Source organism: Maribacter arenosus, assembly GCF_014610845.1.
In the GTDB taxonomy this organism is placed as follows: Bacteria; Bacteroidota; Bacteroidia; order Flavobacteriales; family Flavobacteriaceae; genus Maribacter_A; species Maribacter_A arenosus.
The window spans coordinates 954,892-971,229 of the sequence record NZ_JABTCG010000001.1 but is presented as its reverse complement, the minus strand read 5'-3'; the positions used below and the strand labels follow the sequence as shown (position 1 = coordinate 971,229).

The 16,338-nt window shown below is 39.5% G+C and carries 13 protein-coding genes; 5 read left to right on the top strand and 8 right to left on the bottom strand.

Annotated features, from left to right (window positions below):
- Positions 1-254: 254 nt before the first annotated feature.
- The 6 genes from HPE63_RS04275 to tsaD form a co-directional block, all read right to left on the bottom strand.
- The gene (locus HPE63_RS04275; protein ID WP_317172897.1) at positions 255-1,382 is read right to left on the bottom strand and encodes a THUMP-like domain-containing protein; all 1,128 of its coding nucleotides are present in this window, start codon (positions 1,380-1,382) and stop codon (positions 255-257) included.
- Positions 1,383-1,455: 73 nt separating this feature from the next.
- Positions 1,456-2,544 carry an AI-2E family transporter gene (locus tag HPE63_RS04270; protein ID WP_188312974.1) on the bottom strand — a complete coding sequence of 363 codons (1,089 nt, stop codon included), beginning with the start codon at positions 2,542-2,544 and terminating at the stop codon, positions 1,456-1,458.
- A gap of 3 nt (positions 2,545-2,547) precedes the next feature.
- Positions 2,548-3,198: a DUF4159 domain-containing protein gene (locus HPE63_RS04265; RefSeq protein ID WP_188312973.1), complete on the bottom strand. Its 651-nt coding sequence runs from the start codon at positions 3,196-3,198 to the stop codon at positions 2,548-2,550.
- Between the two features lie 23 nt (positions 3,199-3,221).
- Positions 3,222-3,929 carry a 16S rRNA (uracil(1498)-N(3))-methyltransferase gene (locus tag HPE63_RS04260; RefSeq protein WP_188312972.1) on the bottom strand — a complete coding sequence of 236 codons (708 nt, stop codon included), beginning with the start codon at positions 3,927-3,929 and terminating at the stop codon, positions 3,222-3,224.
- A gap of 15 nt (positions 3,930-3,944) precedes the next feature.
- Positions 3,945-4,295: a TfoX/Sxy family protein gene (locus tag HPE63_RS04255; protein WP_188312971.1), complete on the bottom strand. Its 351-nt coding sequence runs from the start codon at positions 4,293-4,295 to the stop codon at positions 3,945-3,947.
- A gap of 11 nt (positions 4,296-4,306) precedes the next feature.
- Complete coding sequence (tsaD, locus tag HPE63_RS04250; RefSeq protein WP_188312970.1) at positions 4,307-5,368, bottom strand: tRNA (adenosine(37)-N6)-threonylcarbamoyltransferase complex transferase subunit TsaD; 1,062 nt, start codon at positions 5,366-5,368, stop codon at positions 4,307-4,309.
- Between the two features lie 18 nt (positions 5,369-5,386).
- Between tsaD and HPE63_RS04245 the strand changes: the two genes are divergently transcribed.
- The 4 genes from HPE63_RS04245 to HPE63_RS04230 all read left to right on the top strand — a co-directional run bounded on the left by HPE63_RS04245 (position 5,387) and on the right by HPE63_RS04230 (position 12,940).
- Positions 5,387-9,844: a translocation/assembly module TamB domain-containing protein gene (locus HPE63_RS04245; RefSeq protein ID WP_449405378.1), complete on the top strand. Its 4,458-nt coding sequence runs from the start codon at positions 5,387-5,389 to the stop codon at positions 9,842-9,844.
- 157 nt (positions 9,845-10,001) lie between these two features.
- On the top strand, positions 10,002-10,985 hold the full coding sequence (gene pfkA / locus HPE63_RS04240; RefSeq protein WP_188312969.1) for a 6-phosphofructokinase: 984 nt from the start codon (positions 10,002-10,004) through the stop codon (positions 10,983-10,985).
- 22 nt (positions 10,986-11,007) lie between these two features.
- A complete protein-coding gene (gene gap, locus HPE63_RS04235; RefSeq protein WP_188312968.1) occupies positions 11,008-12,009 on the top strand; it encodes a type I glyceraldehyde-3-phosphate dehydrogenase in 1,002 nt (333 codons plus the stop codon).
- Between the two features lie 79 nt (positions 12,010-12,088).
- The gene (locus HPE63_RS04230) at positions 12,089-12,940 is read left to right on the top strand and encodes an N-acetylglucosamine kinase (RefSeq protein ID WP_188312967.1); all 852 of its coding nucleotides are present in this window, start codon (positions 12,089-12,091) and stop codon (positions 12,938-12,940) included.
- 120 nt (positions 12,941-13,060) lie between these two features.
- On the opposite strand, the gene HPE63_RS04225 is transcribed toward HPE63_RS04230, so the two are convergent.
- Positions 13,061-14,113 (bottom strand): class I fructose-bisphosphate aldolase, encoded by a 1,053-nt coding sequence (locus tag HPE63_RS04225; protein ID WP_188312966.1) that lies wholly within the window; start codon positions 14,111-14,113, stop codon positions 13,061-13,063.
- A 169-nt stretch (positions 14,114-14,282) separates the two neighbouring features.
- On the opposite strand from HPE63_RS04225, the gene HPE63_RS04220 reads away from it, so the two are divergent.
- Entirely contained in the window at positions 14,283-15,485 is a 1,203-nt protein-coding gene (locus tag HPE63_RS04220) for a 6-phosphofructokinase (protein WP_188312965.1), read from the top strand.
- 209 nt (positions 15,486-15,694) lie between these two features.
- Here HPE63_RS04220 and HPE63_RS04215 read toward each other — a convergent pair whose 3' ends face one another.
- On the bottom strand, positions 15,695-16,075 hold the full coding sequence (locus tag HPE63_RS04215) for a RidA family protein (protein ID WP_188312964.1): 381 nt from the start codon (positions 16,073-16,075) through the stop codon (positions 15,695-15,697).
- Positions 16,076-16,338: the final 263 nt, after the last annotated feature.

Sequence of the window (16,338 nt, the reverse complement as noted above, 5' to 3'; positions counted from 1 at the left end):
GTAATATTAACAAAAATACATGTCAATAAATAAAAATCCACGTCATATTTTGTCAAATATTGGTATTATTTGTCTTGGAAAAAAGGGTCTCGATCGGTTGAACTAAAACAGCTACGCAAACGTTTTCGTAATGTTTTTGGGGTGTTGCAGGCGCTTATAGGCTGTTCTGACGAGTTAAAACACTAGTTTAAATAGGAGCCAACTGAAAGATTTCAACAGGACTATTTATGAGCTAAATACGATAAATAGATTCATTATATATTCATCGGAATGTTTTTTGAAGCCTTGATTATGGCAAGTTGATCATTTTGTAGCTTGGTGAAAAAAAGGTACACATCCCCGCCATCCCTTATTTTGTATTTTATTCGAATGGTGGAAACACTTTCAGGAAAGTTCCTTACGGTGATATTCGCCTGCGTACCCATTAAGGATTTGAGTTCTTTTTTACGATAAGGAATAACCTTGTCAATATAAAACACCCTGCCAGGGAATTCAACCTGCTTCCTAGACGTATATAAATGGGAATGATCATGCAACTTATATACCATTAGTTTTTTGGAAAGGAGTTTAAATGCACCTGCCTTTAATACCGCTGTATTGGGTTCGTATAAAAAAGTAAGGGGTGGTCCTAATAGGGGAGTGGTGTTTTTCTCTTCTGAAAGGTAAAAATCAAAGCTTTGGACTTTTGGTTCCATAATATTTATCGTCTTAACCCCTATTTTGCCGAGATATCCCCTTTGAAGCACCCAAAGCACTTCCTTGACCTCATTTTTAACCGCCACGATATGGATCTCTTTTACATTTGTTAGTTGATGTAAGCCATTGGTCAGATCCAACAAGGGGGAAGTCTTTACCAAAATCTGTTTAGAGTGCTCAAAAAGTAGGGGTAAATGCTCAACGACATTTGGTGTACAATCTGAAAGTAAAAACACTTTGTTTTTATTTTCTAACCTTCGAGAGGGGTCTAGATACAACCAGTCGAATTCACGGTTTGAACAACGCAAAAATTCAAATCCATCCATAGAAGTGACCACCACATTTTCAACCCCCAAAACACCGAAATTATAAGCCGCGATTTCTGATAGATTTTCATCGATTTCGCAGTAGTAAACCTTTTCTATTTTCTTGCTGAAAGCATAGGTGTCAACACCCATTCCTCCGGTAAGGTCAACCAGCGTTTTTCCACCTACTAATTCCGCCTTGTTTTCAGCAGCGATTTCTGATGAAGATTGCTCTATATTTAACTTATTGGGGTAATAGATTTTAGGAGTTTGGAACCAGGTAGGTAGCTTTTTTTCACATTTTTTTTTCGCCTGGATCTGTTCGGCCAGCTCTTGGGGCGTAATTTCTGGAAATGGACTTTTTTTAAGTATGACTGACATGATGTCAGTATTCAAATATTTCAATATAAAATCTTGAACACCAGTATTTAAAATATTTTTATTCAAAGTAAAACTATAAGTTTTTGGTCAAGGATTTTACAATCTTGTTTTCCGCTAAAAACTCCTTTAAAATCACTTTTATCGAGGTGTATCCGGGTACCGCTATGATCATTCCGGTAATCCCGAACAGTAATCCTCCTATGATGATTACCAAGAAAATTTCCAAAGGATGTGACTTTACACTATTGGAAAAAATATAAGGTTGGGAGAAGAAATTATCGATCAATTGCCCTATGATAAAACCGATCATAACATAGATGGTTTTTGGCAGGATTACCGTGCTGAAATCGGACCCCAAATTACTGGTCATAGTCAAGGTCATCATAAGGATTCCACCGATGATCGGACCCACGTAGGGAATCAGGTTCAGGAGGGCGCATAAAAAGGCGATTACGATGGCATTTTCTATACCGAAAATGAACAAGACAATCGAGTAAATAACGAACAATATCATTATTTGTAAAACCAGTCCCAAAAAGTATCTAGACAGTAAGTCCTTAATCGTATCCATCGATTTCTTTAAACGACTTTCTTTATTGTCGGGCACAAAAACCAATAGGCCTTGTTCGAATAGTTTACTGTCCTTTAAAAAGAAAAACGCAATGAATAGTACAGAGAACAAGCCGATACTCAAACTGCCAAGAACGCTCACAAATGAATTCAAGAAATCGGGAATAAAGCTAAAATTCAAATTGGTGAATACTTTTGAGTTTTTTATTCCCTGTTCAATTTCGAATGGACTCAGTCCTAAATATTCGGTTACCTGCCTGTACAAATTCTCAACATTGGCTTGTAAAGCTTCAATATCCAATAAGGAGAGATTTTGGCCTTGCGCCACCAAAAGTGGAATAAATAAAGCGATGATCCCTGCGATGACCCCGATGAGTAACAGCATGGCCACGATAACGGCCAAGGTGTTATTGAATTTAAGTCTTCTTCTCAAAAACAAGACTATGGGCCTGCCTAAAAGCGAGGCTACCAATGCAATAGCCAAATACACCAATACGGATTGTATTTTGTATAAGAAGAGCAATAGGAGTGTAATGCCCGAAAGTATGGCAATCGCCCTTAAAATACCGTCTGCTATGGTTTTGGCTGTCATTGTTTAGTTTTTAAATGCATAAGATATGATATTCGCCCCCATTTGTAATGCTTTAGTCCTGATGGATTCAGGATCATTATGCACGGAGGGGTCTTCCCACCCATCGCCCAAATCGGATTCATAGGTGAACAAAAGGACCAACCTGCCTTCATGAACGATACCGAAGGCTTGGGGTCGTTTTCCTTCGTGCTCATGTATTTTAGGTAAGCCCTCCGAAAAGGTATACTCCTGGGAAAAAATAGGATGATCCACACCCAATTCTTCCATGGTTTCATCGGGAAAAACCTTTGCGATTTCCTTACGTAAATATGGTTCCATGCCATAATTGTCATCAATATGCAAAAAACCGCCGGAAAGCAGGTAAGTTCTTAAATTGTCGGCTTCTTCCTGGGAGAACAACACATTGCCATGACCGGTCATATGTACATAAGGGTATTGAAAGAGGGTAACATCGCCCACTTCCACTGTTTCGGGTTGTTCTTTGATTTTTGTATCGATATTGCTATTGCAAAAGCGTATTAAATTGGGCAATGCCGTTGGATTTGCGTACCAATCCCCACCGCCTTTGTATTTGAGAATGGCGATTTCTTGCGCATTGGCCAAGCTTATTTGGGCAAATAAAAGGAGAATACTAATAAATCTTGAATATCCCATTCCTTAAATATACAAAGATGAATCTATCCGTTATTGATCAAGTTTACCGTTGTGCAGGCCACAATCGCCGCTGTTTCCGTACGTAGTCTGTTCTGACCCAAGGAAATTGGAAGAAAACCCTTTTTATAGGCCTTGTCTATTTCATTCCTGGAGAAATCCCCTTCAGGGCCGATGAGAATGGTCACGTCTTTGTCCGGGGCAACCCGTCTTTTAAGTTCCATCTTTTCGTCCTCATCGCAATGCGCTATGAACAAGAGTCCTTCCCTGTCTTGGGCGATGAACTCCTCATAGGTAGTAACAGGGTTAAGCTTAGGTAAATAGGCCTGCATGGACTGCTTCATCGCGGATTGTAGTACCTTCTCCATACGTTCTGGTTTTACGATCTTACGCTCTGATCGTTCACAGATGATGGGCGTGATTTCGTCCACGCCAATTTCCGTGGCTTTTTCCAAAAACCATTCGAATCGATCATTGCTTTTTGTAGGCGCTACGACGAGATGAAACCAGTACATCTTTCGATGTTTTTTTGTGGTCGCTATTATCTGGGCCTTACATTTCTTAGTATCGGCGGTGATGATCTCTGCATCAAAAATATAGCCTTTGCCATTGGTAATAAGCACTTTATCGCCTTCTTTTTTACGTAAAACTTTTACAATATGATGGCTCTCTTCGGGCGTAAAAACGAATTGGGAAGCACTGTTGTCCAACTTTGGGTTATAAAATAATTGCATAATTAATTATAATTTCTATTTGGTGATTCGTAATTTATTCTGGGCATGTTCAAGGCCCAATTCAATCCAATGTTGTAGCTGCTCTTCGGTGTCATATCCTTTTGCGGACACATAAACGAATTCCTTCATAGGCCTCTTGGCGAAATCCATGGGACGAACGGCATCCATTTTTAATTTTTCATCTATTTTAGGACCGATTATACGTACCATAAGATCGTTTTTTATGACCCCTACGGTCATTTTCCCCTTGAAGAGATAGGCAAGACCCCCGAACATTTTCTTTTTCGAAAAGTGATCGGTAATATTTTTAGGAAATACGTCCAATGCCGCATCCAATCTTTTTTCCAAATCTTCATTATAGGCCATACCACTACTTTTTAAATAATATATCTGGCTTTAGCAGTAACATCCTGGGAAGCGAATAGCTGTTTTTGATATTTATAGTAACCCACAATGCCGATCATCGCGGCATTATCGGTGCAATACTCAAATTTAGGAATATATGTAGTCCACCCGTATTTTTTTTCTGCATTTTTCAAAGCGATGCGTATTCCTGAATTAGCGGATACCCCACCGCCAATGGCCACTTGTTTTATGCCTGTTTTTTTTACTGCTTTTTTTAGCTTATCCATCAAAATATTGATGATCGTGTACTGAATTGAAGCACATATATCGTTCAGGTTTTCCAACACGAAGTTTGGGTTGTCCTTGGTTTCCCTTTGAATAAAATACAGTATGCTGGTTTTTAATCCACTGAAACTAAAATTCAAATCGTCTACCTTGGGTTTTGGAAATGGGAATTTACGGGGATTACCTTGTTGGGCATTTTTATCTACCAAAGGACCCCCTGGATAAGGAAGACCAAGGATTTTGGCACTTTTATCGAAAGCCTCACCTACAGCATCATCCAAGGTTTCACCGAGGATTTCCATATCAAAATAGTCATTCACCTTAACAATTTGTGTATGGCCACCGCTTATGGTCATTGCCAAAAAGGGGAATCGTGGTTTCGAACTGCTTTCATCGGCGATAAAATGTGCCAGAATATGCGCTTGCATATGGTTCACCTCGATTAAAGGTATGTGCAGCCCGAGGGCCAAAGACTTGGCGAAAGAGGTCCCTACCAATAAAGACCCCATAAGTCCCGGTCCGCGAGTAAAAGCTATGGCTGATAATTGTTTTTTGTCGATATTTGCTCTCAATAAAGCTTGGTGCACCACAGGCACAATATTTTGCTGGTGTGCCCTAGAGGCAAGTTCGGGTACAACACCCCCATATTCCTCATGGATTTTTTGAGTTGCAACAACATTGCTTATGACTTTGTCATTGCATAATACGGCCGCAGAAGTGTCATCACAGGATGATTCTATGGCAAGAATATAAATGGTTTCTTTTTCCACCCGGTTTGGAATAAAAATTGAAGTACAAAGGTAAAACATATAAGCCCTATCAGAAAACTGAGAAAAATACTGGTTAGAATACTCTTGGTGGTATTGCTCATTTGTGTATTGGGCACCATAGTACTTTCTATGCCCTTTGTGCAGACCCGATTAGCCAAATACGCTACAAATTCGATAAACAAGGAGTTTGGCACAAATATCAATATCGATGAAATTCGGCTTTCCTTGATCTCTTGGGATGTGGCCATCAAAGGTATCTATATCGAGGATTACCAAAAAGACACCTTGTTTTACATCAACGAATTAGGCACTTCGATTTTAAGTGCCCGTAATTTGGCCAAGGGAAAGCTCCAATTTGGGCATATCGATATCGAAAGACTCAATTTTAAACTAAAGACCTATAAAGATACTACAAGTACTAATTTGGAAGTCTTTATCGATAAACTTGATGATAAACAGCCAAGAAAACCAGGAACACCTCCTTTCTTTTTCTCATCGACCAATGTAAAGATCGCCAATAGTTCCTTTAAACTGATCGACGAAAACTTGGAGCGTCCTGAAACATTGAACTTCAGGGATTTGAATATTTCCTCAACGGATTTTTTAATCTTGGGACCCGACGTTTCAACGGCCATAAACGCTATGTCGTTTAAGGACAAACGCAACATCGAGGTAAAAAAGCTTGCCACTAAGTTCAGCTACACTAAACAGCAAATGCGTTTCGACACGTTGGGCATTGAAACCTTGGGTTCCCAATTGGTAGGAAATCTGGTTTTTGATTACGAAAGGAAGGATTTTAAGGATTTTTTAAACAAGGTAAAGGTAACCGCTGAGTTCACTGATTCGAACGTGGCCTTGAATGAAGTAAACCTGCTTTATGATCAATTTGGGAAAGGGATATCGGTTTCGTTCTCGGCAAAGGTAAATGGGGTGCTGAACGACTTGAACACGGAGGACCTTTTCTTATTATCCGAGAATACGGGTATACGTGGGAATTTTAACTTTAAAAACCTCTTTACCAAAGATGAGCCGTTCGTCATGGATGCCCAAATGAAGAATGTAACCAGTACTTATTATGAGTTACGTGCTTTGATGCCCAATTATATGGGCAGCAATACCTTGTCTTCTACCTTCAGTAAATTTGGGCAGTTTACTATCAGGGGTGACGCCACTGTTACAGAAAGTTCGGTCAAAACCAAGGTGAATCTTAATACGGCTATAGGGAGTAGCTATGCCGATCTTGAATTGACGGACTTCAATAATATTGAAAACGCCGCGTATAACGGGTTTGTCTCTTTAATCGATTTTGACCTGGGCAAGTTCGTTAATGATAAGAGATTTGGGACGACCACCCTTGATTTTAATGTTGAAGGTAAAGGTTTTGTCAAGGAAAAGTTGAATACTGAAGTGATCGGCGAGATTTATTCGATTAATTTCAATGATTATGATTATAAGGACCTTAAAGTTTCAGGTATTCTGAAAGAACAACTGTTCGATGGTTCGATCTTTAGTAATGATGATAATTTAAAATTCAACTTTAAAGGATTGGCAGATTTTGGGGAGGACCGTAACAACTTCAATTTTATAGCCAATGTCGAGTATGCCGATTTAAAGAAGTTGAACTTTATAAACGATAGTGTATCAATTTTCAAGGGAAATGTGAATATTGACATTTCAGGTAACTCATTGGACAATATTGTGGGCGACATGAATTTCACCAAAACCATTTTTCAAAATAAGAACGACACTTATTATTTTGATGATTTTAAGGTTTCTTCGTCCTTCGAAAATGATTCCATTCGCACCATTGATATCAATTCGCCTGATATCATCACGGGCTATATGAAAGGAAATTTCCGGGTTAAGGAATTAGGGCAACTAATTCAAAACTCCTTGGGAAGTATTTATACCAACTATAAGCCATTTAGTATTTCAAAAGGTCAAACGCTTGCCTTTAACTTTAAGATATACAATAAGATAGTAGATGTGTTCTTTCCACAAGTCAAGTTCGATGCCAATACGTTTATCCGCGGTAATATCGTAGCCGATGAAGGTGATTTTAAGTTGACCTTCAAATCGCCCAGCATTGTTGCATTTGGCAATGAAGCAGATAACATAGACATAAAAATCGACAATAAGAACCCATTGTTCAATACATTTATATCAGTGGGGGATTTATCGACGAATTATTATGATCTAAAGGATTTTAATTTGATCAATACCACATTGAAGGATACGCTTTTCTTTAGGGCGGAATTTAAAGGAGGGAGCGAATATAATGATAGTTATAACCTTAATTTTTATCATACCTTCAATAAACAGAACAGGTCGGTTATTGGCCTGAAAACTTCCGACATTAGTTTTAAGAACAATACCTGGATACTAAATAGGGAAGGCAATAATAAGAACAAGGTGATCATCAACAAGACCCTTGATAGTATCGTTATCGAGGAGATTGTGATGAATAACAGCCAATATGAACAAATTCGATTAAAGGGGCAGTTGGCAGATTCGACCTATAAAGACCTAGAACTTCAATTCAAGATCGTATCCCTGGACAAAATAACACCGGCCATTGATAGTTTACGACTGGAAGGGGAGGTAAATGGTACTTTGAACGTATTGCAAAAGGATGACGTGTATTTGCCATCTTCCAACTTAGGGATTACCGATTTTTCCGTAAACGGCTTCAGAATCGGAGATTTAACCATTGGAATAGTAGGTAATCGTGATCTTACCGATTTCGTGGTAAATACCCAGATTACCGATAAGGGGGTTGAAAGGCTCAGTGTCATTGGCAATATCCAAAACAAGACGGAATTGCCCCAAGCCAATCTCATCGCGAATTTCAATGGGTTTAATCTCGAACCTTTCAGTCCGTTGGGTGAAGGAGTGATTACGAATATTCGAGGGGATTTATTCGGCAGTGCCAAATTCACAGGGGATATCGACAATCCTGATTTCAGTGGTTTGTTGACCCTTGATAATGCAGGTATTGCGATTCCTTATTTAAATGTTGATTATGGTTTTGCGCAAAATTCCCGTGTCAGGTTATCCAAGCAGTCTTTCAATTTTGAAAAGATAAATATCACCGATGTGGCCAGAAACACGAAAGCTACATTAGACGGTGCAATCACCCATAGTTTTTTCAAGGACTGGGTGTTGGATTTGAATGTTGACACGAACAATGACCGTTTTTTGATTTTAGATACCCCTTTTGAGGAAGAGGTTCTGTATTACGGAACAGGGTTTTTAAATGGATTCGGACGTATTTTCGGACCCACCAAGGCATTGACCATCAATGTGGATGGAAAAACTGCAAAAGGCACCTCCCTTAAAATACCTTTAAGTGATGTCGCAACAGTTGGTGATTATTCATATATAAAATTTATTGAAAAAGAAGAAGTCAATCCTGAAAATGTGCAGCGGGTTTTAGAAGAAATACAGGGGCTGGAGATGGAATTCAACCTCGACGTAACCCCCGATGCCGAGGTGGAGATCGTTACTGACCAGAAAACAGGCAGTTCATTAAAAGGAACGGGCGAGGGGCTATTGCTCATACGTATCGATACGAAAGACAAATTTGAGATGTTCGGCGATTTTGTTGTGGTGACCGGAGAGTTCAATTATAAATTCGGGGGCGTAATCAATAAAACGTTCAAAGTAAAACCTGGTGGCACCATTGTCTGGGACCGTGACCCACTCTCCGCACAATTGAACATGGAAGCGGTATATTCTTTAAATGCGAATCCTGCTCCGTTACTCGAAAATTCTGGCTATACACGAAGAATACCAACAGACGTGGTTATCCAGTTGACCGATGAACTACAGAGTCCGGAAATCGATTTTAGTATCGAATTCCCAGGTACAAGTTCAATTATCCAATCAGAGTTGGAATATCGGCTACAAGACCCACAAGTTGAAGAGAAAAATGCCATTTTCCTGCTGGCCCAAGGTACTTTTGTAAATGAACAAAGCGGTATTAATTCACAAGCGGTAACGGGTAATCTAATTCAATCTGCTTCTGGATTGTTGAATCAAGTCCTCAGTGGGGGTAACGACAAGTTCGATTTGGGGCTTTCTTATGAACAAGGCATACAGGATGCCAGTACGGACATTGAAACTGAAAATAGGATTGGGGTAACGGTATCAACTCAAATCAGTGATCGCATCCTTATAAATGGCCAAGCTAGGGTTCCGGTAGGGGGTGCTACGGAAACGGTCGTAACGGGCGATTTTGAACTTCAGTTGCTTCTGAACGAAGAAGGGACCCTAAGTGCTAAATTCTTCAATAGGGAAAATGAGATCCAGGCGTTTTTAGGAGACCGCCAAGGCTACACTCAAGGAGCAGGTTTGTCCTACGAGGTAGATTTCAATAGCTTTAAGGAACTCATGCAAAAAATGTTCGGGGGTAAAAAGGCCAAAGAGAAGCAAATTGCAAAAGAATCCGCACCTGTTGAAGTGATGGGCAGGGATAGTCTTCTGCGCTTCCAGGAAAAATCAAAAGGGCTTTGATTTTTTAAACAATTCCCCTTTCTAATGTGCTATTTAAAACGCTGCCGGGAATATTTTTCACTAAAAACGTTTTAGTCTAACATATCGATGATAATATGAGCTCAAGGAGTTCTTTTTTCGGAATAAGTTTGTTAATTTTGTTGGCTTAAATTTTTGGATGGCGAATATTAAAAAAATAGGTGTTTTTACATCCGGTGGGGATTCTCCGGGTATGAACGCGGCAATACGATCTGTTGTAAGAACATGCGCATATTTGAACGTTGAGTGTGTGGGTATTTATTGGGGCTATCAGGGAATGATCAAGGGCGATTTTAAGCTCATGAATGCAAGAAGTGTCCACAACATTATTAATAAAGGGGGTACAATTCTAAAAACGGCCAGGTGTGAGGAATTCAGGACCAAAGAAGGCCGTAAAAAGGCTTATGATCAACTTCAGGCTGCAGGAATCGATGCATTTGTGGTAATTGGTGGTGACGGTAGTTTTACCGGTGCCATGATCTTTAACCAGGAATTTGGTTTCCCCGTTATAGGGATCCCAGGTACCATAGACAATGATATCTTTGGAACAACATTCACATTGGGCTTCGATACGGCATTGAATACCGTTGTTGAGGCCATAGATAAAATTCGGGATACTGCCAGCTCACATAATAGACTGTTCTTCGTAGAGGTAATGGGTCGTGATGTAGGTCATATTGCCCTTAATGCAGGCGTTGGGGCAGGAGCCGAGGAAATTTTGATTCCGGAAGAAAATTTAGGAAGGGAAAGATTATTGGAGTCCTTGAAAAGAAGCAGGTCATCAGGAAAATCATCTAGTATAGTAATTGTTGCAGAAGGTGATAAGACCGGGAAGAATATATTTGAACTAAAGGAATACGTCGAGGCCAATTTCCCAGATTATGAGGTGAGGGTATCTGTACTCGGACATATGCAACGTGGTGGGGCACCATCGTGTTATGATCGTGTTTTAGCCAGTAGAATGGGTGTAAGGGCTGTAGAGGCCCTATTGGAAGGTAAGACCAACCTTATGGTTGGGGTCCAGGATAATCAACTTATTCTTACTCCTATAAACAAGGCCATAAAAGGCCATACAAAAATTGATAAGGAACTCATTAGGGTTTCAGAAATAATGTCAACATAGTTTTAATCTAAATAAGTAAAAAATGTCAAAATTAAAAATTGGTATTAACGGGTTTGGTAGAATCGGAAGGTTGGTTTTCCGTGAATCAACCAAAAGAGATGGAGTAGAAGTTGTTGCAATAAATGATTTGTTGGATGTTGAACATTTAGCATATTTATTGCAGTATGATTCTGTTCATGGTAGATTTGATGGAACCGTCAAAGTAAAAGATGGAAATCTTGTCGTAAATGGTAAAACTGTGCGAATTACGGCAGAAAGAGATCCTAAAAACTTAAAATGGGATGCGGTTGATGCTGAAATCGTGGCTGAATGTACCGGGATTTTCACGAATTTGGAAAAAGCACAATACCACATTGATGGTGGTGCCAAAAAAGTAGTTATTTCTGCACCTTCTCCAGATGCCCCTATGTTCGTCATGGGTGTAAACCATAAAGAGGCCAAAGCTTCAGATACAATTGTCTCCAATGCTTCATGTACTACCAATTGCTTGGCCCCTATAGCCAAAGTGTTGAATGACAATTTTGGAATTGCAGAAGGATTAATGACCACTGTACATGCAACAACAGCAACACAATTGACGGTTGATGGACCTTCAAAGAAAGATTGGAGAGGTGGCCGTAGTGCACTTTTGAACATTATACCATCTTCAACAGGTGCTGCAAAGGCAGTAGGTAAAGTTATTCCTGAATTGAATGGTAAATTGACAGGTATGGCCCTTAGGGTTCCAACTGCCGATGTTTCCGTTGTAGATTTAACGGTACTATTAAAAAAGGAGACCACGTATGAGGAAATCAAGAAAGCTATGAAAGCAGCTTCGGAAGGTCCTATGAAAGGTGTTTTAGGCTATACTGAAGAATCTGTGGTTTCACAGGATTTTGTTGGTGACAGACGCACAAGTATTTTTGATGCTGGCGCTGGGATACAATTGAGCCCTAAGTTTGTGAAAGTTGTTTCTTGGTATGACAATGAAGCAGGATACTCCAATAAAATGATAGACTTGGCCCAATACGTGCATAGTCTTTAAGTCTAATTGATTATATTCAAGCAATCCTGAAAATTTAATGACACCATTGATTTTCAGGATTGTATTTAAATATTGACCTATGATATTAATTGTTGATAGTGGTGCTACAAAGTCCGATTGGATAGCTCTTGATGAAAAAGGAAAACAATTATTTATGACCCAAACCTTAGGGTTAAGCCCAGAGGTATTGACTCGTTCTGTAATCGAGGATCGTTTGGCCAATAATTTTGAGCTTTCAAAAAATAAGGAAAATGTAAGTCATTTATACTTCTATGGGGCTGGTTGTGGTACAGATCGTATGAAAAAATTTCTTAAGGAAATATTCAACGAATTCTTTCCGAATGCCAAAACTGAAGTGAGGGAAGATACGTATGCTGCGATTTATTCGACGACCAAAATCGGTCACCAAGGTATCGTTTGTATTCTAGGTACAGGCTCCAATTGTTGTTATTATGATGGTCGCCAGCTTTTTCAAAAAGTAATTTCCTTAGGCTATATTCCAATGGATGATGGTAGCGGCAATTTTTTTGGTCGAAAACTTATAAGGGATTATTATTTTCATAAAATGCCGCAAGATTTGGGAATAAAGTTTGCGAAAGAGTATGATCTTGAGGCAGATGTTATCAAGGAAAACCTATACAAACAACCCAACCCTAATACCTATTTGGCCACTTTTGCAAGGTTCTTGATCGAAAATAAAGATCATCCTTATAGCAAAGGTGTCATAGATAAAGGTTTTCAGCAATTCATCAACAATTATATTATGCAATTTGAATTGGCAACGAAAGTCCCAATCAACTTTGTCGGTAGTATCGCCCATTTTTTGAAGGATGAACTAACTGCGGTACTTGAACGAAATGATTTGATTGTTGGGGTAATTCGTCAAAGGCCCATCGAAGGGTTAGTGGAATTTCACCTAGAAAACCTCTAAGTGTCGGTTTAAATGTAATAAGTACAGTACTTCAATGAAGGGAGGTCATTTCTTTGACTTCCAAAAATAAAGCCTTGACAGCGGACTGTCAGGGCTTTATTTTTTATACTATTTAGTGTATTATGCAATAGTGATTTTCTTATCCAAATACACGTCCTGGATGGCATTTAGAAGTTCTACACCTTCTGCCATGGGTTTTTGGAATGCCTTTCGACCTGAAATCAGCCCCATACCGCCTGCACGCTTATTGATTACAGCTGTTTTAACAGCCTGTGCCAAATCATTTTGACCCGAAGACCCACCGGAATTTATTAGTCCAGCCCTGCCCATAAGGCAATTCATAACTTGATAGCGTGTAAGATCGATTGGATGGTCTGAGGTCAATTCGGAATATACTTTGTCATGTGTTTTAGCAAAATTGATTGCCTTGAAACCGCCATTGTTTTCCGCTTGTTTTTGTTTTACAATGTCCGCTTGAATGGTGGCGGCCAAATGATTGGCTTGTCCGGTTACATCTGCGGATACGTGATAATCTTTTCCATCCTTTTTAAAAGCGGGATTACGCAGGTATGCCCAAAGTACGGTTACCATCCCCAATTCATGTGCATATTCGAAAGCTTCGGTAACTTCCTGAATTTGACGGGAACTCTCTTCCGAACCATAATATATGGTTGCCCCGACCGCTACACAGCCCATCTCAAAGGCTTGATTTACACTGGCAAACATGATTTGATCAAACTTATTGGGATATGTAAGAAGTTCATTATGATTCAATTTTAGAAGAAATGGGATCTTGTGGGCATATTTCCTTGAAACCGACCCAAGGACACCAAGGGTGGATGCCACGGCATTACAACCTCCTTCAATGGCAAGTTCAACAATCTTTCCAGGATCAAAATAAATAGGGTTTGGTGCGAACGAGGCACCTGCTGTATGCTCAATACCTTGATCTACAGGGAGAATAGAGAGGTATCCGGTACCCCCCATACGCCCATGATTAAAAAGCGTTTGCATATTTCGAAGTACGACAGGGTTTCTGTCCGAGGTTGTCATAACACGATCCACATAATCGGGACCGGGTAGATGTAAATGTTCTTTCTTTACCGTGTTACACTTATGATCTAACAGGTAACCAGCTTCTTTGCCTAAAATTTTATCAATATTTAATGACATAATAGTACTGTTTTAAACTACAACTAAAGATACGGCGATAAAGCCGTTTTAATGCTCCATTTCTAAGGTTTTTTTTAGGAAATGTTAATAAGATTATCAGCATTATTTAGTACTTTAACATACCTTTTTTGGTTGCGATTTTGAATAGGCATTTAAATACATATATATTATGGCACAAGTAAATAAAATCAAAGGAACTATTGGTATTTTAACTGGCGGTGGAGATGTCCCTGGACTCAATCCTGCTATTAGAGCGGTTACGTTCAGAGCTATTCGCGAAGGGTATAAGGTAATAGGATTTAGAAGGGGTTGGGGAGGTTTAATAGATATTGTCAGAAACAGCAAACACGATAATAGTAATAACTTTAACGAATTGTCGCAGGTCGTGGTGAATAAAGCTGCAAGAACCGGGGGGACTTTCCTGCATACCTCAAGGACTAGGCCAAGTCATGTATCGAAACTCATGGTCCCCGCACATTTAAGGGATGCATATAATAAAGAACTGAATGATCTTACACCAGAGGTCATCAAAAATCTTGATTGGCTGGGCGTGGACTATTTAATCGCTATTGGAGGTGACGATACGCTTAGTTATGCCGTACATCTTTTTAAACTGGGCGTAAAAGTCATGGCCATTCCTAAAACCATGGATAATGATGTACCCGGAACGGATTACTGCATTGGATTCAGTACATGTGTTACAAGAACCATTAGTCTCACAAACAGTCTCCGGACTGCGGCAGGCTCGCACGAAAGATTCCTGGTATTGGAAGTATTTGGACGTTATGCCGGGTTTACGGCCATGTTACCCACTTTGGCCGGAGCAGCCAATAGATGTCTGATACCCGAGGTGCCCTTTAATATTGAACTCCTAGCAGAATTACTCACCGAAGACAGGAATAAAAACCCTAGTAATTATTCTATTGTTCTTATTTCCGAAGGGGCAACTTTCGAAGGTGGTGAAATGAAATTTGAAGGGATGGAAAAAGATGCTTTTGGACATGCTAAACTTGGTGGAATTGGGGATGAAGTCTCACTTGCATTAAAAAAGATCTCGCCTAAATATAATAAAGGAAGCCAAGTAAATGTAATCAATCAGAAGCTTGGGTACATGGTACGCTGTGGAGACCCCGATTTTATTGATTCTGTGGTGCCAACGGCCTATGGGAATCTTGCGCTCGATCTATTATTGAAAGGAATAGACGGACGCATGGTAGTATTAAAAAATGGACGTTATGACCATGTCCCTATAGAAGTTGTTACAGAAACCAAAAAGTTTGTGAATGTAGAAAAGTTCTATAATCGTCCAAAACTGCATCCCTATTATAAAAACTTTGAGATGCTTCCACTGTTTATTATGACCAATGACTGATATCGATTTGCGTTAAAGGGGAAGACTCTGAAAACGAAGGGATTTTCGGTACAGGCAATCAGGAAAAATCAAGTTTGGCACTAGTGGTTAAGCTTGATTTTTCATTTTCATATAAGGCAAAACCGATACCCAAGCTCAATAATTATTTATTTACTACTGCCAACTGCCAACTGCCAACTGCCAACTGGCTACTAGCTACTGTCCACTGACTACAGAACAGCGATCATAGATATTTCTACATTTACGAATTTTGGCAAGTTTGCCACTTCCACAGTTTCCCTAGCGGGAGCATTGGCAGCATCGAAGTAACTGGCATAAACCGTATTTATTTCTGAAAATTGGTTCATGTCACTGATGAATATCGAGGATTTGACCACATTTTCAAAAGTCATACCTGCCTCGTTAAGAATAGCGCTGAGGTTTTCCATGCATTGTTTGGTTTCTTTGGCTATATCGCCTTCTATGAGCTTCCCAGTAGCCGGATCGAGCGGTATTTGACCAGAAATATATAGGGTATTACCAGTAAGAATAGCTTGGTTGTAGGGTCCTATCGGTGCTGGGGCATTTTTAGTATTGATTATTTTCTTCATAGGTAGTGTATCGTTTAAGTTCTGAGCTAAAATAAATATTCGTTTTTAATTCGCTGTTAGGGAGCGTAGAAGCAACAAAGGTGAACGTATAAAGTATTTAATTAAATTTAGGATCTATTGGTTTCGTTAAATGCTTCAGCTTAAGTGCTGCCTTCTGACTTCTGCTTACCGTCACCCATCCTCATGCAGGTACCAATTTTCGACATTCGACTTTTGACATTCGACGTATACCATCAACCCAACATCAGCCGTCAAAATATTCA

Coding starts and splice junctions, on each gene's coding strand:
- HPE63_RS04230 (WP_188312967.1), top strand. CDS start 12,089: ATGATATTAATTGTTGATAGTGGTGCTACAAAGTCCGATTGGATAGCT.
- HPE63_RS04265 (WP_188312973.1), bottom strand. CDS start 3,198: ATGGGATATTCAAGATTTATTAGTATTCTCCTTTTATTTGCCCAAATA.
- gap (WP_188312968.1), top strand. CDS start 11,008: ATGTCAAAATTAAAAATTGGTATTAACGGGTTTGGTAGAATCGGAAGG.
- HPE63_RS04225 (WP_188312966.1), bottom strand. CDS start 14,113: ATGTCATTAAATATTGATAAAATTTTAGGCAAAGAAGCTGGTTACCTG.
- pfkA (WP_188312969.1), top strand. CDS start 10,002: ATGGCGAATATTAAAAAAATAGGTGTTTTTACATCCGGTGGGGATTCT.
- tsaD (WP_188312970.1), bottom strand. CDS start 5,368: ATGTTTTACCTTTGTACTTCAATTTTTATTCCAAACCGGGTGGAAAAA.
- HPE63_RS04215 (WP_188312964.1), bottom strand. CDS start 16,075: ATGAAGAAAATAATCAATACTAAAAATGCCCCAGCACCGATAGGACCC.
- HPE63_RS04275 (WP_317172897.1), bottom strand. CDS start 1,382: ATGTCAGTCATACTTAAAAAAAGTCCATTTCCAGAAATTACGCCCCAA.
- HPE63_RS04220 (WP_188312965.1), top strand. CDS start 14,283: ATGGCACAAGTAAATAAAATCAAAGGAACTATTGGTATTTTAACTGGC.
- HPE63_RS04255 (WP_188312971.1), bottom strand. CDS start 4,295: ATGGCCTATAATGAAGATTTGGAAAAAAGATTGGATGCGGCATTGGAC.
- HPE63_RS04270 (WP_188312974.1), bottom strand. CDS start 2,544: ATGACAGCCAAAACCATAGCAGACGGTATTTTAAGGGCGATTGCCATA.
- HPE63_RS04260 (WP_188312972.1), bottom strand. CDS start 3,929: ATGCAATTATTTTATAACCCAAAGTTGGACAACAGTGCTTCCCAATTC.